Genomic DNA, 25027 nt, shown 5'->3' on the forward strand with positions numbered 1-25027 from the left:
GGTTGGGGTGAGGGTACGGGGCGAAGCCTTCGCGCATCAGGACAGCACCAGGCTTCGCCCGCACCCTTGTCGCCGCTGCGATCGATGTCTTCCCAGGCTGCGCCCGTACCCTCATCCGCCCCTGCGGGGCACCTTCTCCCGGTGGGAGAAGGGAGGGTGCTGCGATGGGATGTTGTTGGTGCTCCGCTCTGCGAAGACCGCTCCGGCTTAACCGCCGCGCAATCTTCACGCGTCCTTTTCCCGCAGGCTGCTACGGCCTCCACCCGCAGCGACGCTTTTTTGCCTACCATGGGCGCTCGTCCCGTGTTCCGCTCCGGTAATGAGTCTGTGTCGCCCCCGTCCCCTTGACGCTGGACCCCCGCGCCAGGGTCCTGTCGCGCCCCGCCTGCGTCGGATCGGGTCGGGACAGTGAACGTCGCCAGGGGGAGGGGGGAGACGGCGTTCGCACGCAACTGCGGGCGCGCGTGGCCGGTGCTGCTGTTCTTGCTGCTGGCATTGGGCGTGGCCTGGCGCGCCGTGGCCGCCGATGGTGGCGCAGACGGGGTGCCGCCGCTACGCGACTACGCGATCGATTCCTGGACCTCGCGCAACGGCCTGCCGCACAACTCCCTGCGCGATCTGGCGCAGACCCCGGACGGCCGCCTGTGGTTCGCCACCTGGGAAGGGCTGGTGCGCTACAACGGCCTGGACTTCGCCGTCATCGACCGCAGCACCCGGCCTGGCCTGCCCGACAACGGCGTGGGCTCGCTGTACGTGGACCGCGCCGGCGCGCTGTGGCTGAGCGATTCGCGCGGCAATCTCGGCCGCCACGATGCGGCCGGCAACTGGCGCTTCTGGCGGCAGCCGCCGGGCTGGCCGCATGCGCTGATCCACGCCATGACCCAGGACCGCGACGGCCGCATGTGGCTGCTGTTCGAAGGCAACGGCCTGGGCTGCCTGTGGCCGGACGGTCGCTTCGATTACCAGCCGGCGCCGCGCGACCTGCCGTTGGCGGCGAGCTTCCCGCACATGGCCGCCGACGACCAGGGGCGGATCTGGATCGGCAGTCTCGATGGCCTGCTGTATCGCGACCCGCAGGGCGTGCTGCGGCGCGCGCCGGCCGCGTTCGGCCTGCCGCCGGGGCTGGCCTGGCCGTATCGGGCACCGGACGGCTCGCTGTGGCTGGTGGCCGGCGAGAACCTGTACCGACTGCAGGGCGAGCAGGCGGTGCTGGTGCAGCACCTGCCGGGCTACGGCCATTTCACCTCGATGCTGCGCGACCGCGATGGCGCGATCTGGCTGGGCACCGAGAACCAGGGACTGCTGCGGATCAGTGTGCACGGCATCGAGCGCATGCTGCCGGGCGACGTGCTGCCCAACGGGCGCATCGTCAGCCTGTTGCAGGACGCCGAGGGCAGCATCTGGATCGGCGCCAACGGCGGCCTGTTCCGCCTGCGCGAGACCTTGTTCGCCGGCTACACCCGCCGCGACGGACTCAGCGGCGACTACGTGCGCGCGCTGCTGGAGACGCCGGACGGCGCGCTGTGGATCGGCAGCGCCGCCGGGCTGGACCGGATGGCGCCGGATGGCCGCATCGCCCCGGTTGCGCTGCGCGACGCGCCATCGGTCCTGAGCCTGGCGCGCGGCCGCGACGGCGACCTGTGGATGGGCACCTACGCCGACGGCGTGTTCCGCCTGCGCGACGGCCGCGTCGTGCGCCACTACGGAACCAACGAAGGCTTGCCTAGCGGGCAGGTGCGTGCGCTCAGCGTCGATGCCGCTGGGACGGTCTGGATCGGCACGCGCAGCGGGGTGATGCGCATCGACGGCGACCGGCTGTCGGTGCCGGACGTGCCCGGCTTGCCGCACGGCCTGATCACCGCCCTGGCCAGCGTCGACGGCGCACTGTGGATCGGCTCGGTCGAAGGCGCGGCGGTACTGCGTGACGGCCGGGTGCGGAAGCTGGCGCTGGAACCGCTGGGCGGCGCGCGCACCGTGTTCGGATTCCAGGCGCTGGGCCGCGATGTGTGGATTTCCACCGACCGCGGCTTGCACCGCGACCGCGACGGCCAGCTGGCGCGGGTGGGGCTGGAGCAGGGCATGCCGGTGGACACGGTGTTCCAACTGGTGCGCGACCACCTCGGCAACGTCTGGATCAGCAGCAACCGCGGCGTGCTGCGGACCACCGCGGCGGCGCTGGACGCGGTCGCCGACGGCCGCCAGGCGCGGTTGCAGGTGAGCCGTTACGACGAGATCGACGGCATGTCCAACGCCCAGGGCAATGGCAGCTCCGGGCCGTCGATGATCCTGCGCCACGACGGCACGGTGTGGCTGGTCACCGCCGGTGGCGTCAGCATGGTCGATCCGCGGCGCCTGGCGCGCTTCCGCGATCGCCTGCCGCCGCCGGCGGCGATCGAGAGCGTGTTGCTGGATGGCCAGCCCTTCCCGTGGCAGAACACGTCGCAACTGCCCGGCGCCAAGCGCATCACCGTGTCCTATGTCGGCCTCAGCTATCTGCTGCCCGAGCGCATCCGCTACCGCACCCGGCTCGACGGCCTGGACACCGGTTGGATCGATCGTGGCAACCAGCGCAGCGTGGAGTTCATCGGGCTGCCGCCGGGCGACTACACCCTGCACGTGGCCGCGGCGCATCCGGACGGCGCCTGGAGCACTCGCGAAGCCGTGTGGCGCTTCAGCGTGGCGCCGCTGTGGTGGCAGCGGCACAGCGTCCATGCGGCGGCCGCGGTGGCGCTGCTGCTGGCGCTGGTGTTGCTGTACCGTTACCTGATCGCGCGCTACAAGCGTCGTGCCCTGCGCCTGGAGCGGCTGGTGGCGCGGCGCACCAGCGCGCTGCGGCTGCAGACCGAGCGCCTGCTGCAGGCCGATGCCGAGAAGAGCCAGTTGCTGGCGGAACTGCAGCGCCAGGCCACCGCGTTCGAGCGCCTGGCGCACGAGGATGCGCTGACCGCGTTGCCCAACCGGCGTCACTTCGACGAGGTGCTGGTGCACAGCATGCAACGCGCGCAGCGCAGTGGCGCGCCGCTGTGCCTATTGGTGATGGACATCGACCGCTTCAAGCAGATCAACGACGGCTACTCGCATGCCACCGGCGATGCGGTGCTGCGCGAAGTCGGGCAACTGCTGCTGAGCGCCTGCCGCGCCTCCGACCTGCCGGCGCGCCTGGGTGGCGAAGAGTTCGCGGTGCTGCTCGGCGACACGCCGCTGGCCGACGCCGAGCGCCTGGCCACGCGCCTGCGCGACCTGTTCCATGCACGCCTGCAGTGGGCGCCCGAGGCGCCGGCGCTGCGCGTCACCTTCAGCGCCGGCCTGGTCGCGCTGCGCCCGGACGACACGCCGAGCCAGTGGCTGGAGCGCGCCGATGGCGCGCTGTACCGGGCCAAGGGCATGGGGCGCGATCGGGTGTGCGTGGGCTGAGTGCATGCGTCCGGGCATGCGGATCGAGTGCTGTCGTTCTACCTTGTCGCGTGATCGCAGACGCGAGCGTTTCAGCGTGCGGCGTGTTGGTCCAGCATCTCCAGCGCCATCTCCGCCGCCTCACGGGTGTCTGGACGTTCCGACCGCAACGACAGGGCCAGCCCCGCGCGCAAGGTCGGATCCGCAAAGGCGGCGGCCAACTGCGTAACCCAGTAGCGGCTACCGCCAGGGAGCGTGGGATCTTCCAGCGCCTCCCGGATCGCGGCGACGGTATCGCTGCGGTCGCAGGCATGGAACACGTCCTCGACCAGCGGGTAGACACCCCAGCCATCGCCGTTGCCGAAGGAGCGCAGGAACAGCGAGAGCGCGGCGCGATCGGGATCGGCGACAAACAGCCGTCTCGCCGCGTCGTAGGCGTCGATCAAGTCCTGGCTGAGCTGGTCGTCGTCGGGCAGCGGTTGCTGCGCGCGCAGGAAGGTCAGGGCGTCGGTCTTGTTCACTAGGAGGGTGATCGTTTGTGGGGTCATGTTCGTCATGATGCGCGTCGTCGTGTGCAGGCGAGAGGCCTTGTACACGTGCGGAGTGCCAATGCCCGCGCGCTGGATGCGGCGGGCGAGCACAGGATCAGCGCGCAGGCAGGTGCCGCGACACCTTCGCGGTCAGCAGCTGCACCAGCGCCGGATCCATGTAGTCGTAGTCGTCGGGGATGTCGAGGCAGACGATGCGTGCGCGGCCGAGATGGCGCTTGAACCGCCGCGACAGCTTGTTGCGATGCGCCGGTTCCATGACGAAGACGATGTCCGCCCACTCCAGCAGTTCCGGGGTGATTGGGGTGTCCGCGTCGTGGTCGACGCCGGCCGAGGCGGTGTCCACGCCGGGCCAGGTGGCGAACACCTGTTCGGCGGTGGGGCTGCGCAGCCGGTTGCGGCTGCAGACGAACAGCAGGTGGCGGGTCATGCGAGCGGCTGGCGGCGCGCGCGTGCCTTGCAATCCATGCCGCGGCTATGGCGCTGCGCCGACCGGTGGGGCCGGCCAGGCGTTGGCAATCTTGCAGAACAGGCGCGCGGTCTGCTCGGTGTCGTAGACCGCGCTGTGCGCGTCGGCGGCGTTCCAGTCGAAGCCGGCGGCCTGCACCGCGCGCGCCAGCACGGTCTGGCCGTAGGCGATGCCGGCGAGGGTGACGGTGTCGAACACGCTGAAGGGATGGAACGGATTGCGCTTGTGGCCGCAGCGGGCGACCGTGGCGTTGAGGAAGTTGAGATCGAAATGGGCGTTGTGGCCGACCAGGATGGCGCGCTGGCACCCGTACTTCTTCACCGCCGCGCGCACCGGCGCGAACACATGGTCCAGCGCCTCGCGTTCGGGCTTGGCGAAGCGGAACGGATGGTCCAGGACGATGCCGGTGACCTCCAGCGACTTCGGATCGATCAGGGTGCCGGGCGCCGGCACCACGTGCGCGCTGGCGGTGACGCCGGGATACAACTGACCGAAATCGTCCATCTCGATCGGCACCACCGCGATCTCCAGCAGCGCATGCTTGTTCCAGTCGAAACCGCCGGTTTCCACGTCCACCACCACGGGCAGATAGCCGCGGAAACGCCGCGACATCGGGGTGATGACCAGGGGTTGCGAGGGACTGTCGACCGAATCGTTCATCCGCCAAGGTTAGCAGAGCGCGGCCGCCGGCCGCCGCGGCGTCACTCGGGCAAACGTGTGCCGAGCACGCTGCCCTGCGCGCGCAGCCGTTCCAGCAGGGCCGCGCCCTCGTCCAGCAGGGCAGCAGGCGCAAGGCCGTGCGCGGCGGCCAGATCCAGCAGCAGTGCGCGTCCGCTGCGCGTGCCGGACTGCAGCGCCGCCAGCACGGCATAGGCCAGCGGCGCCAGTTCGGCGAAGCGCACCTGGCCGTCGGCCTCGCGCCGCGCCAGCAGACAGGTCGGCTGCGCCGGCGCCGTGTCCGGCTGCCAGGCCGGGCCGATGCGCTGCACCGGCCAGCGGTAGCGCAACAGGCGTAGCCACGGCGACAGCAGCGGGATGCCGTCGAGCAGGTCGCCGCGCGGATCGTGCGGCGGCAGCGCCGCATCGTCGATCTGCACCTGCAGTTCCACGGTTTCGTAGTGAGCCAGTTCGGCCATCCAGGGGCGTTGCGGATCGGGCGCGCGCTGCGCCAGGAACGCCACCAGTTCCTCGCCCAGGCGCGGGAACAGTGGCGTGCGAGCGCGGTGTTCGGCGCAGAACGCGCGCAGCAGCGCCGTCCAGTCGGCATCGCCGAGGGTGGCGCGCAGCACCGGGAACTGGCCGCTCAGCAGCTGCGCCAGATTGTCGAAGAACAGGGCGCGGTACACCGCCAGGCGCTGCGGCGGGATATCGGCCGGCGCCGGGTAGCGCTGCGGATCGCGCAGGTGCCGGGTCAGCGCGAATTGCTGCGCGCGCAGGGTATCGCTCATGCGTCGGGCGACTGCGCATGCGCCTGCGCGGCGCGAATGCACTGCACTTCGTCGAGCAGCTCGCCCAGCGGCGGGAACTGGCCGTCGCGCTCAAGCACGGTGGGACGCACGCCGTGCAGGCGGTAGGCGGCGGCGAGCAGGGTCCACACCGGGTCGGCCACCGGCGCGGCGTGGGTGTCGATCTTCAGCCCGCTGGCTTGGTCGTCGCGGTGGCCGGCGACGTGGTACGAGGCGATGCGTGCGCTGGGCAGAGCGGCGAGGAAGGCCAGCGCGTCGTCGCCGTGGTTGCTGGCGTTGACGTGCACGTTGTTGACGTCCAGCAGCAGGTCGCAGTCGGCCTCGGCCAGCACTGCGGTCACGAAGGCGGCTTCGCTCATCGTCTGGCTAGGTGCGGCGTAGTAGGAGACGTTTTCCACCGCGATGCGCCGGCCCAGCGCGTCCTGCACCTGGGCGATGCGCGCGCCGACGTGGCGCACCGCCTCGTCGGTGAACGGCAGCGGCAGCAGTTCGTAGAGGTGGCCGTCGTCGGCGCTGTAGCTGAGGTGTTCGCTGTACAGCGCGACCCGGTGCCGGTCGAGGAACTGCCGGGTCTGCTGCAGCAGGGTGGTGTCCAGCGCCGCCACACCGCCCAGCGACAGCGACAGGCCGTGGCAGCTGAGCGGATGCCGCGCGCTCAGCGTCTGCAGCAGTTCCCCGGGGCGGCCGCCGACGCCGATCCAGTTGTCCGGTGCGCATTCGAGGAAGTCGAACGCATCCGCCGGCGCCTGCAGCAGGTCCTGCAGCAGGCCGCGGCGCAGCCCGAGACCGGCGCTGGCCGCGGCCAGCGGCCGGGCGTCGTACCGGGGTGGTTCAGAGGCTGCCACCGCATTTGCCCTCGCCGCACTTGCCTTCGGCCATGGCCTTGTCGTCGTGCTTGGCCTGGGGCGTGGCGGCGCTCCCGGCCGCCGCGGGCTTGGCCGGTGGCGCCGCCGGGGCGTGCGCACCGCAGCTGCCGTCGCCGGCCTTGGCACCGCAGCCGCCTTCGCTGGCCTTGGCCGGATCGGCGGCCTGCTTGGCCTGCGCCGGCGGCGCGGGCGTCGGCGTTGCAGGCGTGGTCGCCTCGGTGTTTTGCGGCGGGGTGACGGCAGCCTGCGCGCCCAGCGCATAGCCCTGGGCGAGGTCGGTCATGGCCAGCGCGGAGGCGGACAGGCCGATCCCGCCAAGCAGGACCGCACCGGCGAGGGCAGAGGACGGACGGGACGACGTGGACATGCGCAGGCTCCTGGCGATGGACGGGTGCCGGTCGGGATGTCCGGCAGTGCGCCAAGCCTACCCGCTGCCGCACCGCGTTGCATGCGGCGGTGCGTGGCGACAAAAAAGGCTCCGTTGCGCACGGAGCCCGGGGACGCCAGCGGCGGCGGAACGGCGCATGGCCGGTCCGCACGCCGGGGATCAGATGCCGCTGGTGGAGCTGGTCTCGTCGCGCTTGTCGCGCGGCGGCAGCGGCTCGTCGCCGTGCACCAGGAACCACACGTTCTCGGCGATGTTGGTGGCGTGGTCGCCGATCCGCTCCAGGTTCTTGGCCATGAACAGCAGATGCGTGCACGGGGTGATGTTGCGCGGGTCTTCCATCATGTAGGTCAGCAGCTCGCGGAACAGCGCGGTGTACTGCGCATCGAGCTGCGCGTCGCCCTGGCGCACCAGCAGCGCGGCGTCGGCGTCGTTGTTCTGGTAGGCGGCCAGCGCCGCGCGCACCTGTTCGGCGGCGAGCTTGCCGAGCTGGCGCAGGCCCAGGGTCTGCGGCATCGGCGGGGACATGTTCAGCGCGATCGAGCGCTTGGCGACGTTGGCGGCGTAGTCGCCGATGCGTTCGACGTCGGCGGGAATGCGCAGGCCGGCCAGGATCTCGCGCAGGTCGCGCGCCATCGGTCCGCGCAGCGCCAGGCGCATGACGTCGTGGCTGATGGAGTGCTCGAGCGCGTCGATCGCTTCGTCGTTGACGACGATGCGCAGCGCGGCGTTGTCGTCGCGGCGTTCGACCACGTCCAGCGCCGCTTCCAACTGCGCCACCGCGGTTTCGCCCATGCGCACGATCTCGGCGGCGAGGCGATGCTGTTCTTCGTCGTAGCTCTTCACGATGTGCTCGTTGGGCTGAGTGTTCATGTCGTAGGTCCAATAGGTGCGTTGGTGTCGCCGCGGCCATGCCTGGCGGTGCGGTGCTGGCGTCGCCGGGCGCCCGCCCGTGGGGCGGCGGGCGCGGCCGCTCCGACGAGGCAGCGGCGGCTGCAGCGGCTCAGCCGAAACGGCCGGTGATGTAGTCTTCGGTCTGCTGCTTGTTCGGCTGCGAGAAGATGATTTCGGTGCGGTCGTGCTCGATCAGGTCGCCCAGGTACATGAAGGCGGTGTAGTCGGACACGCGCGCGGCCTGTTGCATGTTGTGGGTGACGATGACGATGGTGTAGTCGTTCTTCAGCTCTTCCACCAGCTGCTCGATGCGGCTGGTCGAGATCGGGTCCAGCGCCGAGGTCGGCTCGTCGAGCAGCAGCACGTCCGGACGCAGCGCCACCGCGCGGGCGATGCACAGGCGCTGCTGCTGGCCGCCGGACAGGCCCAGCGCGCTCTGCCCGAGCTTGTCCTTGACCTCGTCCCACAGCGCGCCCTGGCGCAGCGCCTGCTCGACGCGGTCGGCCATGTCGGCCTTGGACAGCTTCTCGTGGTGGCGGATGCCGTAGGCGACGTTCTCGAAGATGGTCATCGGGAACGGCACCGGCTTCTGGAACACCATGCCGACCTTGCTGCGCAGCCGGTTCATCGGGTACTTCGGCGAGAGGATGTTCTCGCCGTCCAGCAGCACCTCGCCGCGCGCTTCCAGCTTCGGGTACAGCGCATAGATCCGGTTGAAGATGCGCAGCAGGGTGGACTTGCCGCAGCCGGAGGGGCCGATCAGTGCGGTGACGCGCTTCTCCGGCACTTCCAGGTTGATGCCCTTCAGCGCGTGGTACTTGTCGTAGTAGAAGTCCAAGCCGCGCGCGGCGATCTTGACCGGCGACGGCGCCAGCGCGGTGTGCCCGTTGGGCATGGCGATGCGGTGCATCGGGGCGGCGTTGTGGTGATCGTTCATGGCCGGGTCCATAGGGGAATCAATCGTTGGAGATCTTGTTGCGCACCAGCAGGGCGCGCGCGCCGAGGCTGACCAGCAGGACGAAGACGGTGAGCACCAGCGCGCCGGACCAGGCCAGTTGCTGCCAGGTCGGGTAGGGGCTGCCGGCGAAGTTGTTCATCACCACCGGCACGCTGGCCATCGGCTTGAGGATGTTGTTGTTCCAGTACAGGTTGCCGAAGGAGGTGAACAGCAGCGGTGCGGTCTCGCCGCTGATGCGCGCCAGCGCCAGCATCACGCCGGTGACGATGCCGGCCGAGGCGCTGCGGTACAGCACCTGGATGGTCACCTTCCATTGCGGGATGCCCAGCGACAGCGCGGCCTCGCGCATCTGCGCCGGCACCAGCCGCAGCATCTCGTCGGTGGTGCGGACCACCACCGGCAGCACGATGAAGGCCAGCGACAGCGCGCCGGCCAGCGCCGAGAAATTGCCGCCGGTCTGCATCACGTACAGGGTGTAGACGAACAGGCCGAGCACGATCGACGGCGCCGACAGCAGGATGTCGTTGACGAAGCGCACCACCTGACCGGTCTTGCGCGCGTTGCCGTACTCGGCCAGCCAGGTGCCGGCGGCCACGCCCAGCGGCGTGCCGATCAGCAGCGCCAGGCCGCACATCACCGCGCTGCCGAAGAACGCGTTGGCCAGGCCGCCGTCCTCGCCGGGCGGCGGGGTCATGCGCGTGAACAGGTCCAGGTTGATGCCGGAGATGCCCTTGGCCAGCAGGGTCCACAGGATCCAGGCCAGGAACACCAGCCCGAACAGCGCGGTCAGGCAGGACAGGGTGAGCGCCACGAAGTTGACCACGCGGCGGCGGTTGTACAGGCGGTGTGCGATGTCGGCGGCCATCTCAGTTGCCCTCCTTGCGCGACAGTTGCGCCAGCATCAGGCGGGCGATCGCCAGCACGACGAAGGTCACCAGGAACAGGACGAAGCCCAGCAGCAGCAGTGCCGAGCGGTAATCGCCGGTGGCTTCGCCGAAGTCGTTGGCGATCAGCGCGGCGATGGTGGTGCCCGGCTCCAGCAGCGAGGGCGACAGGCGCACCGTGTTGCCGACCACGAAGGCCACCGCCATGGTCTCGCCGAGCGCGCGGCCCAGGCCCAGGAAGATGCCGCCGATCACCGCCGAGCGGGTGTAGGGCAGCACGATGTCCCAGCTCACCTCCCAGCGCGTGGAGCCGAGCGCGTAGGCCGACTCCTTGAGACGGGTCGGCACGGTCAGGAACACTTCGCGCATCACCGAAGAGATGAAGGGAATCACCATGATCGCCAGCACGAAGCCGGCGGTGAGCAGGCCGATGCCGATCGGGGGGCCCTGGAAGATCGGGCCGATCACCGGCAACGTGCCGAGGTGGTCGTTGAGCCAGGGTGTGACGTACTCGGACATGATCGGGATCAGCACGAACAGGCCCCACATGCCGTAGATGATCGACGGGATGCCGGCCAGCAGTTCGATCGCGGTCCCGACCGGGCCGCGTAGCCAGCGTGGCGCCACTTCGGTCAGGAAGAAGGCGATGCCGAAGCTCACCGGCACCGCGATCAGCATCGCGATCAACGCAGTCACCAGGGTGCCGTAGATCGGCGCCAGTGCGCCGTACTTGTTCTCGACCGGGTTCCACTCGCTGGAGTAGAAGAAGCTCATGCCCTGCAGCTGCAGGGCATGACGGCCGCCCCACAGCATCGACAGCGCAGCGCTGCCCAGGGCGACGAGTACCAAAACGACGGTGGCGGTGAGGATCCAGCGGAACAATCGGTCGGCGCGGGCGTCACGCAGGTCGCGTCCGCGTGGCGCCGACATCGCTTCGGGAAGGACAGTGCTGTTCATGGGCTCGGTCGTCGCCGGAGCACGCGCCTGCGCGCTCCGATCGTGGCCGCGGCGGGGATGACCGCGCGCGGTGGGTGGTTGCATCGCTCCCGCACAGGCGGGAACCCGAAAGTCCGGATCACAAGTAGCCGAGACGGCGACCGGCGGCGCCTGGACTGCACCGCCGGTCGCCGGTTGCCGCCGCGCTGCGCGCAGTGCGCACCGCGGTGGCGCTTACTTGAATTCCTTGCTCCAGTAGGACTCGATCTGCTGCACCAGTTCCGGCGGCAGCGGCACGTAGTGCAGGGCGTCGGCCTGCGGCTGGCCCTTCTCGAAGGCCCACTTGAAGAAGTCCAGGGTCGCCTTGCTGCGCGCCGGGTCCTTGGCCTGCTTGTGCATCAGCATGAAGTTGGTGGCGGTGATCGGCCACGCCTGCGCGCCCGAGGCGTTGGTGATGACCAGGTTGAAGTCCTTGGCGTTGGCCCAGTCGGCCGACGCGGCGGCCGCGGCGAAGCTCTCGGCATTGGGCTGCACCCAGTTGCCGGCGGCGTTCTGCATCGACGCGTACGGCATCTTGTTCTGCAGCGCGTAGGCCAGTTCGACGTAGCCGATCGAGCCCTTGATCTGCTGCACGTACGAGGCCACGCCTTCGTTGCCCTTGCCGCCGACGCCGCCCGGCCACTGCACCGAGGTGCCTTCGCCGACCTTGCCCTTCCACTCCGGGCTGACCTTGGACAGGTAGTTGGTGAAGTTGAAGCTGGTGCCCGAGCCGTCGGAGCGGTGCACCAGGTTGATCTTGGTGTCGGGCAGGGTCACGCCCGGGTTCAGCGCGGTCAGCGCCGGGTCGTTCCACTTGCTGATCTTGCCCAGGAAGATGTCCGCCAGCACCGGGCCGGTCAGCCGCAGCTTGCCCGCGTCCATGCCGTCCAGGTTGACCACCGGCACCACCCCCCCAATCGCCGAGGGGAACTGGCCGAGACCGGCCGCGGCCAGCTCGGCGCTGTCCAGCGGCTTGTCGGAAGAGCCGAAATCGACCGTGCCGGCCTTGATCTGGGCGATGCCGCCGCCGGAACCGATCGACTGGTAGTTGATCTTGTTGCCGGTGGCCGCGTTGTAGTCGGCCGACCACTTGGAGATCAGCGGGTAGATGAAGGAGGCACCGGCGCCGGAAATCTCCGCCGCGGTCTTGGCGCCGGCGGCCGGCGCGGCAGCGGGCGTCCCACCTGCCGCATCGGCGGCGCCCTGCTTGTCGCCGTTGCCGGGCTGGCAGGCGGTGACGGCGAAGGCCAGGGCGAGGGACAGGACGGCAATGCGCGCCGGCTGCAGTTTCATGGGGGTCACTCCGTAGCGAAGAGCGCCGGGACATCCGGCGGATGCTCGCTATGAAATGATATTTTTGTTACAGCGAGATGACTTGCGGACTGGTTGGCGGACGCCATCACCGGATGCGGCGCTCGCGCCGCCTTCCGGAACCGTGGCAGGGCAGGGCGGCGTGCCCCCGCTGGGCCTGCGCACGGCTCCGCCAGCGGGGACAAAAAAAGACGCGGACCCTGCGGTCCGCGCCTTCGGGACATCGCCGTGCCGGCGCGCGAGCGCCGGACGGGCGAGACGCCGGCTTACTTCATGTTCTGCGCCCAGTAGGCTTCGATCTGCTTGACCAGCGGCTCCGGCAGCGGCACGTAGTCCAGCGCCTTGGCCTGCGGCTGGCCCTGCTCGAACGACCACTTGAAGAAGTCCAGCGCGGCCTTCGACGACGCCGGCTTCTTGGCCTTCTTGTACATGATGGCCCAGGTGGTGGCGGTGATCGGCCACGCGTCCTGGCCCGGCGCGTTGGTCATGATCAGGTTGAAGTCCTTGGCCGACTTCCAGTCCGCGGTGGCGGCGGCAGCGGAGAAGGTCTTGTCGTCCGGCATCACGAAACGGCCGGCGGCGTTCTTCATGCCGGCGTAGCTGAGCTTGTTCTGCAGCGCGTAGGCGTACTCGACATAGCCGATGCCGCCGCGGATCTGCTTGACGTAGGCGGCCACGCCTTCGTTGCCCTTGCCGCCGATGCCGGCCGGCCACTGCACGGCGGTGCCTTCGCCGACCTTGCTCTTCCACTCCGGGCTGACCTTGGACAGGTAGTTGGTGAAGTTGAAGCTGGTGCCCGAACCGTCGGAGCGGTGCACGATGGTGATCTTCAGGTCGGGCAGGGTCAGGCCCGGGTTCAGCGCGGCGATCGCCGGGTCGTTCCACTTGGTGATCTTGCCGAGGAAGATGTTGGCCAGCACGGTGCCGTCGAGCTTCATCGCACCCGGGGCCACGCCCGCCACGTTGAACACCGGCACGATGCCGCCGATCACGACCGGGAACTGGCCCAGGCCGAACTTTTCCAGATCCGCGCCGCTCAGCGGCTTGTCGGAGGCGCCGAAATCGACCGTGGCCGCCTGGATCTGCGCGATGCCGCCGCCGGAACCGATCGACTGGTAGTTGACGCGGTTGCCGCTTTTCTCAGCATAGGCAGCCGACCACTTCGACAGCACCGGGTAGACGAAGCTGGAGCCTGCGCCAGTGACGTCGGTGGCTTGCGCCGCGAGCGAAAACGTAGCGACCGCGGCGGCTGCCAGCAGTCGGAGCTTGAGGGAACGCATCGGGAGAACTCCTGAAATAGGTGGAATGCCGGCACCCCGGCCGGCATCGGCTGCATTCCAAGACTTTTTCATGAACGTCTGAAGAAAATCAGATGTCAGTCCGGTGACAGCCTTCCCGGACGGGGGTGCCTTCGTTTCGAAACGAAGCTGACTCAAAACCGTCATGTCTTTGACGGAATCTTTACAAATGGTCGGGCCATCGCACTGGGGCCGCACCGCACCCATACCACCCTGCCACCACCCATCGGAGAGATTCTAATGCGTTCCCATCTTCTCGCCACGGCGATCCTCGCCAGCCTCGGCCTCGTGTCGGCGCCGCAGGCGTTCGCGGCGAAGGCCAAGGCCAGCAGCAACCCGCCCGCCGTCAGCGCTGCCCAGCTGCAGCAGCTGCAGGCCCAGATCGAAGCGCTGCAGACCCAGGTCCAGCAGCTGCAGGCGCAGTCGGAAGCCCTGCAGGCGCAGTCCGACGCGCAGTCGGAAGTGAATGTCGTGCAGGCCCAGGCGACCGAAACGGCGCAGGCCAGCGCCGCCAAGGTCGACAAGCTCGCCAAGCTGGTCAACGACAACAAGATCGGCGGCCGCATGTTCTTCGACCTGACCAACATCGACCGCACCAGCGGCGGCGCCAAGACCGCCGCCAGCGGCACCGGTCTGGACGTCAAGCGCTTCTACCTGACCGTCGACCACAGCTTCAACGAGATCTGGTCGGCCAACCTGACCACCGACTTCCAGTACAGCTCGGCGCTGTCCAACACTCAGCTGTTCGTCAAGAAGGCCTACGTGCAGGGCAAGTTCGACGACGCCTTCGCCCTGCGCATCGGTGCCGCCGACATGCCGTGGGTGCCGTTCGTCGAGAAGTTCTACGGCTACCGCTACGTCGAGAACACCCTGACCGACCGCCTGAAGTACGCCAACTCCTCCGACTGGGGCCTGCACGCCTTCGGCGACCTGGGCTCGCAGGTCAACTACGCGATGTCGGTGGTCAACGGTGCCGGCTACAAGAACCCGACCCGCGGCAAGGGCATGGACGTGGAAGGCCGCGTCGCCTACATGCCGATGCAGAACCTGGCCATCGCCGTCGGCGCCTACTCGGGCAAGCTGGGCAAGGAAACCGACATCCTCGACGCGCAGCACGACTACACCCGCGCCGATGCGATGGTCGCCTACGCCGATTCCAACTTCCGTCTGGGCGGCGAGTACTTCCAGGCCAAGAACCTCAACAACGTGCTGACCCCGGCCACCGACAAGTCCAGTGGCTGGTCGGTGTGGGGCAGCGTGGCGCTGACCGACGGCGGCATCAACGCCTTCGCCCGCTACGACAAGACCGACCTGAGCAAGACCATCGACCCGACCCTGGCCGACAAGTACTGGAACGTCGGCGTCGAGTTCCCGGTGCTGAAGAACCTGAAGCTGGCCACCGTGTACAAGTACACGCACCAGGACAACGCCAGCAGGAAGACCGACGTGGAAACCAAGGAATTCGGCGTCTGGGGCGACCTGTCGTTCTGATTCGCGGAGATTCCCGCACGTGGAACGAAAGGCGGCGCATTGCGCCGCCTTTCTTTTTTACGGCGCGATCGCCGCGGCGCGCGATGGGGCGCGGGCCGGGGCGCCTTTCACGGTTCGCGTCGACGACCGTGGACGATAGTCGCTGCTACAGCGGCCAGGTGGCCTCTCGTGGAGAACTGTAGAAGCGGTTTCAACCGCGACGGGCGCAGCGGCGGACGACATGCGCCGCGCAAGTTGCCCAAGCCGACATCCCCGGTGCTGTACCGGCCGGCGCCGCGGCACGCCGCTCAACCCGGCGTCTTGTCCTTGTACCGGCACAGGTCGCGGATCGCGCACTGCGGACAGTCGGGCTTGCGTGCCTTGCACACGTAGCGGCCGTGCAGGATCAGCCAGTGGTGCGCGTCGTACAGGAACTGCGCCGGCACCCGCTTGAGCAGCGAATCTTCGACTGCGCGCACGTCCTTGCCCGGGGCCAGCCCGGTGCGGTTGGCGACGCGGAAGATGTGCGTGTCCACCGCCATGGTCGGTTCGCCGAAGGCGGTGTTGAGCACCACGTTGGCGGTCTTGCGGCCGACCCCGGGCAGCGCTTCCAGCGCGGCGCGCGAGCGCGGCACCTCGCCGCCGTGCTGCTCGACCAGGATGCGGCAGGTGGCGATGACGTTCTTGGCCTTGGCGTTGAACAGGCCGATGGTGGAGATGTAGCGCTTCAGGCCGTCCTCGCCCAGCGCCAGGATCGCGGCCGGCGTGTTCGCCACCGGATACAGGCGCCGCGTGGCCTTGTTGACGCCGACGTCGGTGGCCTGCGCCGAGAGGATCACCGCGATCAGCAGTTCGAACGGGCTGTCGTATTCCAGCTCGGTGGTCGGGCTGGGGTTGAGTTCGGACAGGCGCGAGAACAGCTCATGGATCTCGTCCTTGCTCAGCAGGCGCCCGCGCCGTGCAGGCGTGCTTGCGCCCGTGCTCGCGGTCGCGCTCATTGGCCGCCTCGCTGCGCGGCCTTGGCCTTGGCGCGGGCCAGGATCGCCGCAGCGGCCGCCGGCAGGGCCGGCGCGCTCGGTGTGGCCGTGGTCGACGTCGAGGCGATCGGTGTCGCTGCCGCACGTCGCGCCTGGCGCGCATTGGCATGTCGCTCCAGGCGCGCGCTGCGCGCCCGGTAGCGCGCACGCGCGTCCCACGCATCGCGCAGGCGCTGCTGCGCGGCCAGCACCTGCGCGCGCAACTGCGGATGCGCCGGGTCCAGGCGATCGTCCTCCGGATCGGTGCCGCGGTAGTCCATCAGGCCGCCGTCGATCGCGGCATCCAGATCGTCGTCCAGGATCCAGCGCAGCAACTGCAGCGGCGTGGCGAGAGCGGGGGCGTGCGACATCGTGTGCGGGCTCAGCGGTTGCGGAACTGCGGCGGGCGCCGCTCCAGGAAGGCGCGGGTGCCTTCGCGCATGTCCTCGCTGGAGAACAGCAGGCCGAACTGCGCGGTCTCGTATTCCAGCCCCTGTTCGATCGCGCTTTCGCCACCGATCTGGATCGCGTCGAGGATGCCGCGCAGCGCCAGCGGTGCGGCATCGGCCAGTTGCTGCGCCAATTTCAGCGTGGTCGCCTGCAGTTCGCCGGCGGCGACCACGCGGTTGACCAGGCCCAATTGCAGTGCGCGCGCCGCGTCGATCGGCGCGCCGAGCAGGCACAGTTCCAGCGCCGCGGCGCGGCCGACCAGCCGCAGCAGGCGCTGGGTGCCGCCGAAGCCGGGAATCAGCCCGAGATTGATCTCCGGCTGGCCCAGGCGCGCACCGTCGGCGGCCACGCGCAGGTGGCAGGCCATCGCCAGTTCCAGCCCGCCGCCGAGGGCGAAGCCGTTGACCATCGCCAGCACCGGCTTGGGCATGCGCTCGATCCGGCGCATCAGGCGCTGGCCCAATTGCGAGAAATCGCGGCCCTGCACCGGTGTCAGTTCGTTCATCTCGGCGATGTCGGCGCCGGCCACGAAGGCTTTCTCGCCGGCGCCGGTCAGCACCACCACGCGGATCTGCGGGTCGTCCGCGGCCGCGGCGAAGGCCGCATCCAGCGCCTGCAAAACCTGGCGATTCAAGGCGTTGAGCTTGTCGGCTCGATTCACGGTGAGGATGCGGATCGCACCCTGGGTATCGGCGAGGACCGGCGTGCCGGACATGTGCATTCCTGATTGTTAAAAAAAGGTAATGGGAACTCTGGGCGGGCCGCACCAGTCAGAGCAGCGTCGTCGGTAGCGGTTACGCGCCGCGGCGGCTATCCTAACGCGTCATCTCAGGCGGCACGGGCCGCCCTGTGCCACCACCCTGGAGAATTGTTTGATGAAGTTGCGTTCTATTGCGGTCGCTGTCGCGGCCCTCGCCCTGAGCGGCAATGCGTTCGCCCAGGACACCTCGTCCGAGAAGGGCAAGCTGAGCTATTACTTCGGCTACGACTACGGCAACAACCTTGCCGAACTCACCGGCCGCGGCGAGCAGCTCGATATCAATGCGGTGGTGAAGGGCTTGCAGGACGCCTACGCCAAGAAGCAGCCGGCGGTCAGCGCCGACCAGCTGAAGCCGGCGGTGGAAGCGTTCCAGAAGCGCGAGCAGGCCCGCGCCCAGCAGGCCAAGGCCGACTACGAGAAGGCCGCTGCCGAGAACAAGACCAAGAGCGACCAGTTCATGGCCCAGAACAAGGCCAAGCCTGGCGTGCAGGTGCTGCCCAGCGGCGTGCAGTACCGCGTGATCGAGGCCGGCAAGGGTGCCAAGCCGACCCAGGCCAGCACCGTGCAGCTGGAAGTGGCCGGTCCGTACCCGTTCGGCCAGCGTCCGGCGCAGGCGCGTCCGGCGCAGCAGATCCCGGCGATCAAGGTCAGCGAAGTCGAGATGCAGGCCATGCGCGACACGCTGCTGCAGATGCCGGCCGGCTCCAAGTGGGAAGTGACCCTGCCGCCGGACAAGGCCTACGGTGCCGACCCGCGTACGCCGTTCCCGCCGAACGTGGCGGTGCAGTTCGAGATCAAGCTGGTCAGCGTCAAGTAAGCACGCTGGTTCAGTGCACGACGATTGCGCCGGCAGCGATGCCGGCGCAATTTTTTTGGGCAGGCAACGACGGCGCCGACGAATCGCGCTAGGCTGGCAAGGTGTCGAATCCGATGGATCCCGTTCCGCATGCCCTGCTCACGCCCTGCATCGGTCTCTGCCGTCTCGATGCGCAGGGCTATTGCGCCGGCTGCCTGCGCAGCGGCGACGAGATCGCACGCTGGCGCGGCATGAGCGACGCCGAACGCCGCCGCTACATGGACGAGGTGCTGCCGGGCCGCGGCTGGTCGCCGTCGCCGGGGCAGCGCCTGGCCGAACGCGCGCACCTGCTGCGCGCACTGCACCCGCTGCAGCAGCCGCCGGCGGGGCCGGGCTGGAACCACCACGAACTGCAGGATCTGCTGCCGGACGGCGCGCCGGTGGAAGCGGCGGTGCTGGCCGGCCTGGTGCCGCGCGCCGACGGCACCCATGTGCTGTTGACCCGGCGCACCGACAGCCTGCGTCACCACGGCGGCCAGGTCAGTTTTCCCGGTGGCCGCATCGAGGCCAGCGACGCCGATGCGGTGGCCGCTGCGCTGCGCGAGAGCGAGGAGGAGATCGCACTGGCGGCGTCGCAGGCCGAGCCATTGGGCTACCTGGATCCGTTCGTCACCATCAGCGGCTTCCGGGTGATGCCGGTGGTCGCGGCGATCGATCCGCGCTTCGTGCCGCAGCCGCATCCGGGCGAGGTGGCGGAGGTGTTCGAAGTGCCCTTGGCCTACCTGATGGCGCCGGACAACCTGCGCAGCATCGAGACCGATTACCGTGGACGCCCGCGCGTCGTGCTGGAGTACGGCTGGCCCGGCCAGCGGATCTGGGGCGCGACCGCGGCGATCCTGCTCAACCTGCGCCGCCGACTGGAGCAAGCCGCATGACCGCAACGTCCCCCGCATGGCACACCCTGGTCGAGGCACCGACGCTGGCCGCCGCGCTCGACGATCCCGCGCTGCGCCTGGTCGATGCGCGGTTCGTGCCGGCGGCGCTGCTCGATCCCGCCGCGGCGGCGGCCGCGCGCGCGGCCTATGCGCAATCGCACCTGCCCGGCGCGGTCTACGCCGATCTGAACGCGGATCTGTCCGATCTCGGCCGTCCCGGCCTGGGCCGGCATCCGTTGCCGGACGACGCGGCGTTCGCGCGCACCCTGGGACAGTGGGGCATCGGCCCGCAGCATCAGGTGGTGGTGTACGACGCCGGCGATGGCAGCATGGCCGCGGCGCGGTTGTGGTGGATGCTGGGCCTGCTCGGCCATCGCCGTGTCGCCGTGCTCGACGGCGGCCTGGCCGAATGGCGCCGGCTCGGCCTGCCGGAAACCGACGCGGCCACCGCGCCGTCGCCATTGCCGCCGTATCCGCAGGTCTTCGATGCGGCGCGCATCGTCTCCGCCGAGGAGGTCGCCGCACGCCTGCACGAGGCGCCGGGCTGGTTGCTGGATGCGCGCCCCGGCGAACGCTTCCGTGGCGAGGTGGAGCCGATCGACCCGTTGCCCGGGCACGTGCCCGGCGCGCTCAACCGGCCGCTGGCGCAGAACCTGCGCGACGGCCGCCTGCGCCCGGCGCAGGAACTGCGCGCGGAACTGCAGCCGCTGCTGCAGGGACGCGATCCGCGCGAGGTGGTGTTGATGTGCGGATCGGGCGTCACCGCCTGCCATCTGCTGCTGGCGCTGGAGCATGCCGGCCTGCACGGTGCGCGCGTGTATGCCGGCTCCTGGAGCGGCTGGATCGCCGATCCGGCACGGCCGCGCGCCATCGGCTAGGGCCGGCGCCGGTCCACACGGAACGCATGCACGATGGCACGCGACAGGGGCGGCACCATGCGCTGGCGTGAGGCCTGCGGGCTGGCGATGCTGCTGGGCCTGGCCGCCTGCGGCGACCGCCGCGCGTCGGCCGATGGCGCCGACGCCTCGCCACGCGCGCAATCTGCCACGCATTATCGCGAGGCGGTGGAGCGCAATCGTGCGCAGCGCCTGGCGACATTGCGCGCGCCGTCGGGCTGGTTGAGTTTCACCGGCTCCGGGCGTCTGCACAGTGGCCTGCACCGGGTCGGCAGCGCACCCGACAACGATGTGCAGTTGCCGGCCGGCCCGGCGCATCTGGGCATGCTGCAGGTGGATCCGCAGGAGGGCGTGCAGTTCCAGCCCGCGGCGGACGCGGCGGTGCAGGTGAACGGCCAGCCGTTCGCCGGTGGCCGCCTGGAGACCGACGCGGCGCACGACACCCAGACCCGCCTTGCGCTGGGGGCGCAGGAGTTCTACGTGGTGCGCACCGGCAACCTGTTCGGCTGGCGCTTCCGCGATCCGCAGGCGCCGGCGCGCGCGCGCTTCCGCGGCATCGACTACTTCCCGATCGATCCGCAGTGGCGGGTGGTGGCCGACTGGTATCCGGTACCGGCGCCGCGGGCGATGGTGCTGCTGACCTCGATCGGCACGCCGCAGCCGCTGGCCCTGGTCGGCAGCGCTGAGTTCGTGCTGCGGGGGCGGCGCTACAAGCTGCAGATCCTGCGCGACGGCGCCAGCCAGCGCCTGTTCCTGCCGTTCTCCGACCGCACCAGCGGCCGCGAGAGCTATGGCGGCGCCCGTTATCTGTTCGTGCCGGCGCCGCAGGGCGACCGCATCGTGCTGGATTTCAACCTGGCGCAGAACCCGCCATGCGCGTTCACCCCGCACGTGGTGTGCCCGCTGGCGCCGGTCGGCAATCGCCTGGACGTGGCGGTGACCGCCGGCGAGAAGAACTACGTCGGCGTGCACTGAGCGCGCGTGGAAAATCGCGCAGGAGCGGCTTCAGCCGCGACCGGGCCGTTCCCGGTGAAGCCGGGGCGCGGCTGAAACCGCTGCTACGGGAGCGTGCGAATGCGACCCTGTCTGATACTCCATCGCGGCCCGAATCAGCCGTTCCAATCCATCGCCTCCAAGGCGGTCACACAGGCGGCGCATACGGCGCCAGCGTCACCGCCTCCAGCACCTGCGGCCAGGGAAAGCGCGGGCCCGGATCCAGCTTGCGCTGCACCTGCCGCGTCGGATCGTCGCTGGCCGGTTCCAGGCTGCGGTCCAGCGCCTCGTGTCCGGCGATGTGGCGCAGCTGCGGCAGTTCCGCGCGCAACTGCTGCAGCAGCCGGATCAGCGCCTGCACTTGCGCCGGCGGGTAGTCCTCGCACATCGCCTGGTGGCGCGAATCCAGCCACAGCGGATAGCGTCCGCGGTTGACCAGTTCGATGCCCAGCGATTGCCGGTTGTAGCCGCGCACGTGATGCGCGATGCGCTCCGCGGGCACGTAGCGATGCACGCTGCCGTCGCGGTCGATGTAGAAATGGCCGCTGTTGCCGGTGCCCGACGGATACAGCACACGCTCGCCGTACAGGCGCGCGCTGGCCAGGTCCGGCAACTCGGTGCAGTGGATCACCGCCAGCGTGATGCTGTCCGGCGCGCGCTCCTGCAGCAGGCCGACGTAAGGCAGGGGCGCATCGTGGATCGGCAACGGCGGGGTAGGCGACATGCGCGGATGCTAGCATTCGCCGATGACTCTGAATTCCGAAAGCCCGCTGGCGACCCTGCTGGCCACACTGCCGCGCGCCGGACGCGTGGAATGGATCGGCCTGCGCCCGGCGCGCGACGTGCCGATGCACGAGGTCGACGCCGCTGAGGCGCAGACCGAGGGCGGCCTGCACGGCGACCGCTACGCCGGCCGCAACGGCAAGCGCGGCGTGACCCTGATCCAGGCCGAACACCTGCCGGCGATCGCCGCGCTGGCCGGCCATGCGGCGGTGGCGCCGGCGACCCTGCGGCGCAACGTGGTGGTGTCGGGCATTCCGCTGATCGCGCTGAAGGGGCGCCGTTTCCGCATCGGCGAGGTCGAGCTGGAAGGCATCGCGCCGTGCGACCCGTGCTCGCGCATGGAGCAGGCGTTGGGGCCCGGCGGCTACAACGCCATGCGTGGCCACGGCGGCCTGTGCGCACGCATCGTGCAGGGCGGCACGCTGCGGCTGGGCGATGCGGTGGTGGCGCTGTGAGCCGCGGCCACTGCATCCTCTCGCACGGCTTCGAGAGCGGGCCGGACGCGATCAAGGTGACCGCATTGGCCGAGGTGGCGGAGCGCCTGGGCTGGAGCCATTCGCGCCCGGACTACACCGACCTGGACGCGCGCCGCGACATCAGCCCGCTCGGCGACGTGCCGACCCGCCTGCAGCGCCTGCTGGAACAGGCGCAGGCGGCGGCGCAGCGCGGGCCGCTGGTGCTGGCCGGTTCCAGCCTCGGCGCCTACATCGCCGCGCAGGTGTCGCTGCACGTGCCGGTGCGCGGCCTGTTCCTGATGGTGCCGCCGACGCGGATGGGGCACATGCCGGCGCTGGATGCGGCACCGGTGCCGACCTCGGTGGTGCATGCCTGGCGCGACGAACTGATTCCCGCCAGTGAAGTGATCGCCTGGGCGCAGGCGCGTGCCGCGCGGCTGCTGCTGGTCGACGACACGCACCGCCTGGGCGAGCACGTGGCGACCTCGGCGCAGGCCTTCGCCGAGCTGCTGGAGCGCCTGTGAGCGCAGCCGACGACATGCTGTTGCGCGCCGAGCGGCCGGCCGACGCGGCGGCGATCGAGGCGCTGACCCTGGTCGCCTTCTTCCGCGTCGCGCACAGCCGCCACGACGAGCAGGACATCATCGAACGGCTGCGCGCGGACGGCGCGCTGACCCTGTCGCTGGTGATCGAGCACGAGGGCTACATCGTCGGCCACGTCGCGGTGTCGCCAGTGAGCCTGTCCGACGGCAGCCGCGGCTGGTACGGGCTGGGACCGCTGTCGGTGGGGCCGGGCCACCAGCGCCAGGGCCTGGGCACGCGGCTGGTGCGCGAGGCGCTGGCGCAGTTGCAGGCGCTGGGTGCGGCCGGCTGCGTGGTGCTGGGCGACCCGGCCTACTACGCGCGCTTCGGCTTCCATCCGGAACCCGGGCTGACGCTGCCGGGCGCGCCGGTCGAGGCCTTCCAGGCGTTGGCCTTCGGCGAGCGCCTGCCGCCGATGGCCGAGGTGGCCTACCACCCGGCGTTCCTGTCCGCGGCCTGAGCCAGCGCGCCGCGCCGTGGCCCGTCGCGGCCGCGTTGCGTTAGCATCGTCCCGCGTCCACTCCGATCGAGGATCCACGCCGATGCGCCATTGATGCCGCCGTCTTCGCGACGGCCCTCGTCCCACCTGCCGAGCGATCGGCGGGCACGACCGGCATCCATGGAGGTTCCCATGACGCATCCGCTGCTTGCGCTGGACAGCGCGACCCATGTTCTGCCCGACGGCAGGATTCTGTTCTCCGATCTGCACTTCGCGCTCGATGCGCGCCGCACCGGCCTGGTCGGCCGCAATGGCGTCGGCAAGAGCGTGTTCGCGCGCCTGCTCGCCGGCGAGCTGACGCCCAGCGCCGGACGCTGCGTGCGCCACGGCCGCCTGCATTACGTGCCGCAGCAGATCGCGCCGGCACCGCACGCCACGGTCGCCGATCTGGCCGGGGTGGGCGCGGCGTTGCGGGCGCTGGCGCGGATCGAGGCCGGCAGCGCCGACGTGGCGGATTTCGACGCGCTGGGCGAGCGCTGGGACATCGCCCAGCGCCTGCAGGCACAGCTGCACGCGCACGATCTCGGCGCGCTGGAGCCGCACCGCCTGGCGGCCACGCTCAGCGGCGGCGAGGCGATGCGGGTGGCGCTGATCGGCGCCTGGCTGGCCGAGGCCGATGCGCTGATCCTGGACGAGCCGACCCTGCACCTGGACGCGGCGCAGCGGCAGCGCCTGCGCGAGGCGCTGCAGCGCTGGCCGGGCGGCCTGCTGGTGATCAGCCACGATGCGCTGCTGCTGCAGGACATGCAGCGCACGCTGGAACTGTCGCCAGGCGGGCTGCGCGACTACGGCGGCGACTACGCGTTCTACCTGCAGCGCCGGGCGCGCGAGCGCGAGGCCGCGCAGGCCGAACTGGCGCAGCACAAGCTGCAGCACGCGCGCGACAACGCTGCGTGGCAGGCGCAGCACGATCGACAGCAGCGGCGCAGTGCGCGCGGGCGGCAGCAGGCCGGCACGGCCAACCAGGCGCCGATCCTGCTCGGCCGGCAGAAGCAACGCAGCCAGGACAGTGCCGGCAAGCGGGTGCGCGATCATCAGGTCACGCAGGCGCGCAGCCTGGAGCGCATCGCCGAGGCCGCGCGTCAGGTACAGCCCGACGCACCGGTGGCGCTGTTCGCGCCGCCGCCGGCCGATGCGGCCACCCGGCGCCTGGTCGAACTGCACGCGCTGCGGCTGCCGTTCGCGCCGGCGACGCGGCAGCCGCTGGACCTGGTGGTGCAGGGCGGCGCACGCATCGGCGTGGTCGGGGCCAACGGCAGCGGCAAGTCGACCCTGTTGCGGCTGCTGGCCGGGCAGGTGGCGGCGCTGTCCGGCACCTGCCGGGTACGCGCCGCCAGCGCCTATCTGGACCAGTCGCTGGTGTCGCTGGACCCGGACGCCACCGCGCTGGCGCAGGTGCAGGCCGCAGCGCCCGGCATCGCACTCGCCGACCTGCGCACGCGGCTGGCCTTGCTCGGCCTGGACGCGCAGCGCATCGGCGTGCCCTGCGGCCAGCTCAGCGGCGGCGAGCGGCTGAAGACTGCGCTGGCCTGCGCCTTCTACCGCACGCCGCCGGCCGAACTGCTGTTGCTGGACGAGCCGGACAACCACCTGGACCGCGAAGCCCGCGACGCCTTGCGCGCGGTGCTGCTGCAGTACCCCGGCGCGCTGCTGGTGGTCTCGCACGATGCGGAGTTCCTGGACACGCTGCGCCTGCAGCAGCGCTTGCAGGCGGATGCCGAAGCGTGGCGGCTGACGCCGTGGTGAGTGGCCTGCGCTGCCGTCGACGGGGTCTGCCGCCGGGCATGCCCGGCGCCGGATTCGTGGCCTCGCATTGCGCGATGCGTCGCGCACCAAGGCGGCAGGAGGGCGCGTCTGCAGCGCCAGCTTCATCTGCCACGGCGCGGGGTGGTCGCGAAGCGAACGCCGGCGGGCGACGTCGCTGTGCCCGTCACACGAGGCCAGT

At 70.2% G+C, this 25027-nt stretch carries 26 protein-coding genes; 10 read left to right on the plus strand and 16 right to left on the minus strand.

The window, feature by feature from the left end:
- The first annotated feature begins 501 nt into the window (after nt 1-501).
- Nucleotides 502-3414: a ligand-binding sensor domain-containing diguanylate cyclase gene (locus tag CEK66_RS07035; protein WP_226978527.1), complete on the plus strand. Its 2913-nt coding sequence runs from the start codon at nt 502-504 to the stop codon at nt 3412-3414.
- 71 nt (nt 3415-3485) lie between these two features.
- Here the strand turns inward: CEK66_RS07035 and CEK66_RS07040 are convergent, their stop codons facing one another.
- The 12 genes from CEK66_RS07040 to pstS (CEK66_RS07095) all read right to left on the minus strand — a co-directional run bounded on the left by CEK66_RS07040 (nt 3486) and on the right by pstS (CEK66_RS07095) (nt 13429).
- On the minus strand, nt 3486-4034 hold the full coding sequence (locus CEK66_RS07040; protein WP_226978525.1) for a hypothetical protein: 549 nt from the start codon (nt 4032-4034) through the stop codon (nt 3486-3488).
- 4 nt (nt 4035-4038) lie between these two features.
- Nucleotides 4039-4371, minus strand: coding sequence for a low molecular weight protein tyrosine phosphatase family protein (locus CEK66_RS07045; RefSeq protein WP_152236396.1), 333 nt, complete (start codon nt 4369-4371; stop codon nt 4039-4041).
- Nucleotides 4372-4416: 45 nt separating this feature from the next.
- Complete coding sequence (rnt, locus tag CEK66_RS07050) at nt 4417-5070, minus strand: ribonuclease T (RefSeq protein WP_017911007.1); 654 nt, start codon at nt 5068-5070, stop codon at nt 4417-4419.
- 41 nt (nt 5071-5111) lie between these two features.
- On the minus strand, nt 5112-5858 hold the full coding sequence (locus CEK66_RS07055) for a putative DNA-binding domain-containing protein (protein WP_152236397.1): 747 nt from the start codon (nt 5856-5858) through the stop codon (nt 5112-5114).
- Nucleotides 5855-6721: a DUF692 domain-containing protein gene (locus tag CEK66_RS07060; protein WP_148828064.1), complete on the minus strand. Its 867-nt coding sequence runs from the start codon at nt 6719-6721 to the stop codon at nt 5855-5857. Before CEK66_RS07060 ends, CEK66_RS07055 begins: the two co-directional genes overlap by 4 nt.
- On the minus strand, nt 6708-7109 hold the full coding sequence (locus tag CEK66_RS07065; protein ID WP_148828065.1) for a hypothetical protein: 402 nt from the start codon (nt 7107-7109) through the stop codon (nt 6708-6710). The genes CEK66_RS07060 and CEK66_RS07065 overlap by 14 nt, the downstream gene beginning before the upstream one ends.
- 180 nt (nt 7110-7289) lie before the next feature.
- Nucleotides 7290-8000, minus strand: a complete 711-nt coding sequence (phoU, locus tag CEK66_RS07070) for a phosphate signaling complex protein PhoU (RefSeq protein ID WP_017914020.1) — start codon at nt 7998-8000, stop codon at nt 7290-7292.
- A gap of 130 nt (nt 8001-8130) precedes the next feature.
- On the minus strand, nt 8131-8958 hold the full coding sequence (gene pstB, locus CEK66_RS07075) for a phosphate ABC transporter ATP-binding protein PstB (protein WP_010343978.1): 828 nt from the start codon (nt 8956-8958) through the stop codon (nt 8131-8133).
- A gap of 19 nt (nt 8959-8977) precedes the next feature.
- Nucleotides 8978-9844, minus strand: coding sequence for a phosphate ABC transporter permease PstA (gene pstA, locus CEK66_RS07080; protein ID WP_017910162.1), 867 nt, complete (start codon nt 9842-9844; stop codon nt 8978-8980).
- A 1-nt stretch (nt 9845) separates the two neighbouring features.
- A complete protein-coding gene (gene pstC / locus CEK66_RS07085; protein WP_026143658.1) occupies nt 9846-10820 on the minus strand; it encodes a phosphate ABC transporter permease subunit PstC in 975 nt (324 codons plus the stop codon).
- Between the two features lie 213 nt (nt 10821-11033).
- Entirely contained in the window at nt 11034-12131 is a 1098-nt protein-coding gene (gene pstS / locus CEK66_RS07090) for a phosphate ABC transporter substrate-binding protein PstS (RefSeq protein WP_148828066.1), read from the minus strand.
- Nucleotides 12132-12415: 284 nt separating this feature from the next.
- On the minus strand, nt 12416-13429 hold the full coding sequence (gene pstS / locus CEK66_RS07095; RefSeq protein ID WP_017910159.1) for a phosphate ABC transporter substrate-binding protein PstS: 1014 nt from the start codon (nt 13427-13429) through the stop codon (nt 12416-12418).
- A 258-nt stretch (nt 13430-13687) separates the two neighbouring features.
- On the opposite strand from pstS (CEK66_RS07095), the gene CEK66_RS07100 reads away from it, so the two are divergent.
- Nucleotides 13688-14938 carry a porin gene (locus CEK66_RS07100; protein ID WP_152236398.1) on the plus strand — a complete coding sequence of 417 codons (1251 nt, stop codon included), beginning with the start codon at nt 13688-13690 and terminating at the stop codon, nt 14936-14938.
- A 287-nt stretch (nt 14939-15225) separates the two neighbouring features.
- Here CEK66_RS07100 and nth read toward each other — a convergent pair whose 3' ends face one another.
- Genes nth through CEK66_RS07115 form a run of 3 tightly spaced genes read right to left on the minus strand, consistent with a single transcriptional unit; the run spans nt 15226 to nt 17098 of the window.
- Nucleotides 15226-15915, minus strand: a complete 690-nt coding sequence (gene nth, locus CEK66_RS07105; RefSeq protein ID WP_017910157.1) for an endonuclease III — start codon at nt 15913-15915, stop codon at nt 15226-15228.
- A complete protein-coding gene (locus tag CEK66_RS07110; protein ID WP_152236399.1) occupies nt 15912-16304 on the minus strand; it encodes a hypothetical protein in 393 nt (130 codons plus the stop codon). The genes nth and CEK66_RS07110 overlap by 4 nt, the downstream gene beginning before the upstream one ends.
- Nucleotides 16305-16315: 11 nt before the next feature.
- On the minus strand, nt 16316-17098 hold the full coding sequence (locus tag CEK66_RS07115) for an enoyl-CoA hydratase-related protein (RefSeq protein ID WP_043091231.1): 783 nt from the start codon (nt 17096-17098) through the stop codon (nt 16316-16318).
- Between the two features lie 160 nt (nt 17099-17258).
- Here CEK66_RS07115 and CEK66_RS07120 point away from each other — a divergent pair, with 160 nt between their 5' ends.
- From CEK66_RS07120 to CEK66_RS07135, 4 genes are all read left to right on the plus strand, one after another.
- A complete protein-coding gene (locus CEK66_RS07120) occupies nt 17259-17960 on the plus strand; it encodes an FKBP-type peptidyl-prolyl cis-trans isomerase (protein WP_017908716.1) in 702 nt (233 codons plus the stop codon).
- A gap of 113 nt (nt 17961-18073) precedes the next feature.
- Nucleotides 18074-18874 (plus strand): DUF1289 domain-containing protein, encoded by an 801-nt coding sequence (locus CEK66_RS07125; RefSeq protein ID WP_017913753.1) that lies wholly within the window; start codon nt 18074-18076, stop codon nt 18872-18874.
- Complete coding sequence (locus CEK66_RS07130; protein ID WP_152236400.1) at nt 18871-19752, plus strand: sulfurtransferase; 882 nt, start codon at nt 18871-18873, stop codon at nt 19750-19752. Before CEK66_RS07125 ends, CEK66_RS07130 begins: the two co-directional genes overlap by 4 nt.
- 57 nt (nt 19753-19809) lie before the next feature.
- The gene (locus tag CEK66_RS07135) at nt 19810-20745 is read left to right on the plus strand and encodes a DUF1684 domain-containing protein (protein WP_193312594.1); all 936 of its coding nucleotides are present in this window, start codon (nt 19810-19812) and stop codon (nt 20743-20745) included.
- Between the two features lie 166 nt (nt 20746-20911).
- Here the strand turns inward: CEK66_RS07135 and CEK66_RS07140 are convergent, their stop codons facing one another.
- Nucleotides 20912-21487 (minus strand): N-acetylmuramoyl-L-alanine amidase, encoded by a 576-nt coding sequence (locus tag CEK66_RS07140; protein WP_152181776.1) that lies wholly within the window; start codon nt 21485-21487, stop codon nt 20912-20914.
- A 22-nt stretch (nt 21488-21509) separates the two neighbouring features.
- Between CEK66_RS07140 and CEK66_RS07145 the strand changes: the two genes are divergently transcribed.
- The 4 genes from CEK66_RS07145 (at nt 21510) to CEK66_RS07160 (ending at nt 24828) form a co-directional block, all read left to right on the plus strand.
- Complete coding sequence (locus CEK66_RS07145; RefSeq protein WP_017913757.1) at nt 21510-22001, plus strand: MOSC domain-containing protein; 492 nt, start codon at nt 21510-21512, stop codon at nt 21999-22001.
- A complete protein-coding gene (locus CEK66_RS07150) occupies nt 21998-22525 on the plus strand; it encodes an alpha/beta fold hydrolase (protein ID WP_152236401.1) in 528 nt (175 codons plus the stop codon). Before CEK66_RS07145 ends, CEK66_RS07150 begins: the two co-directional genes overlap by 4 nt.
- A gap of 14 nt (nt 22526-22539) precedes the next feature.
- Nucleotides 22540-23043: an N-acetyltransferase gene (locus tag CEK66_RS07155; protein WP_193312595.1), complete on the plus strand. Its 504-nt coding sequence runs from the start codon at nt 22540-22542 to the stop codon at nt 23041-23043.
- A 171-nt stretch (nt 23044-23214) separates the two neighbouring features.
- Nucleotides 23215-24828, plus strand: a complete 1614-nt coding sequence (locus tag CEK66_RS07160) for an ABC-F family ATP-binding cassette domain-containing protein (RefSeq protein WP_043092415.1) — start codon at nt 23215-23217, stop codon at nt 24826-24828.
- The last annotated feature ends 199 nt before the right edge of the window (nt 24829-25027 follow it).

The organism is Xanthomonas sp. LMG 12460, assembly GCF_009192895.1.
GTDB lineage: Bacteria > Pseudomonadota > Gammaproteobacteria > Xanthomonadales > Xanthomonadaceae > Xanthomonas_A > Xanthomonas_A sontii.

Bases quoted from the DNA above. Each gene is read 5' to 3' on its own strand.
- CEK66_RS07045 (WP_152236396.1), bottom strand. From the start codon at position 4,371: ATGACCCGCCACCTGCTGTTCGTCTGCAGCCGCAACCGGCTGCGCAGC.
- rnt (WP_017911007.1), bottom strand. From the start codon at position 5,070: ATGAACGATTCGGTCGACAGTCCCTCGCAACCCCTGGTCATCACCCCG.
- CEK66_RS07055 (WP_152236397.1), bottom strand. From the start codon at position 5,858: ATGAGCGATACCCTGCGCGCGCAGCAATTCGCGCTGACCCGGCACCTG.
- CEK66_RS07065 (WP_148828065.1), bottom strand. From the start codon at position 7,109: ATGTCCACGTCGTCCCGTCCGTCCTCTGCCCTCGCCGGTGCGGTCCTG.
- phoU (WP_017914020.1), bottom strand. From the start codon at position 8,000: ATGAACACTCAGCCCAACGAGCACATCGTGAAGAGCTACGACGAAGAA.
- pstB (WP_010343978.1), bottom strand. From the start codon at position 8,958: ATGAACGATCACCACAACGCCGCCCCGATGCACCGCATCGCCATGCCC.
- pstA (WP_017910162.1), bottom strand. From the start codon at position 9,844: ATGGCCGCCGACATCGCACACCGCCTGTACAACCGCCGCCGCGTGGTC.
- pstC (WP_026143658.1), bottom strand. From the start codon at position 10,820: ATGAACAGCACTGTCCTTCCCGAAGCGATGTCGGCGCCACGCGGACGC.
- pstS (WP_148828066.1), bottom strand. From the start codon at position 12,131: ATGAAACTGCAGCCGGCGCGCATTGCCGTCCTGTCCCTCGCCCTGGCC.
- pstS (WP_017910159.1), bottom strand. From the start codon at position 13,429: ATGCGTTCCCTCAAGCTCCGACTGCTGGCAGCCGCCGCGGTCGCTACG.
- CEK66_RS07100 (WP_152236398.1), top strand. From the start codon at position 13,688: ATGCGTTCCCATCTTCTCGCCACGGCGATCCTCGCCAGCCTCGGCCTC.
- nth (WP_017910157.1), bottom strand. From the start codon at position 15,915: ATGAGCGCGACCGCGAGCACGGGCGCAAGCACGCCTGCACGGCGCGGG.
- CEK66_RS07110 (WP_152236399.1), bottom strand. From the start codon at position 16,304: ATGTCGCACGCCCCCGCTCTCGCCACGCCGCTGCAGTTGCTGCGCTGG.
- CEK66_RS07115 (WP_043091231.1), bottom strand. From the start codon at position 17,098: ATGTCCGGCACGCCGGTCCTCGCCGATACCCAGGGTGCGATCCGCATC.
- CEK66_RS07120 (WP_017908716.1), top strand. From the start codon at position 17,259: ATGAAGTTGCGTTCTATTGCGGTCGCTGTCGCGGCCCTCGCCCTGAGC.
- CEK66_RS07125 (WP_017913753.1), top strand. From the start codon at position 18,074: ATGGATCCCGTTCCGCATGCCCTGCTCACGCCCTGCATCGGTCTCTGC.
- CEK66_RS07130 (WP_152236400.1), top strand. From the start codon at position 18,871: ATGACCGCAACGTCCCCCGCATGGCACACCCTGGTCGAGGCACCGACG.
- CEK66_RS07135 (WP_193312594.1), top strand. From the start codon at position 19,810: ATGCGCTGGCGTGAGGCCTGCGGGCTGGCGATGCTGCTGGGCCTGGCC.
- CEK66_RS07140 (WP_152181776.1), bottom strand. From the start codon at position 21,487: ATGTCGCCTACCCCGCCGTTGCCGATCCACGATGCGCCCCTGCCTTAC.
- CEK66_RS07145 (WP_017913757.1), top strand. From the start codon at position 21,510: ATGACTCTGAATTCCGAAAGCCCGCTGGCGACCCTGCTGGCCACACTG.
- CEK66_RS07155 (WP_193312595.1), top strand. From the start codon at position 22,540: ATGCTGTTGCGCGCCGAGCGGCCGGCCGACGCGGCGGCGATCGAGGCG.
- CEK66_RS07160 (WP_043092415.1), top strand. From the start codon at position 23,215: ATGACGCATCCGCTGCTTGCGCTGGACAGCGCGACCCATGTTCTGCCC.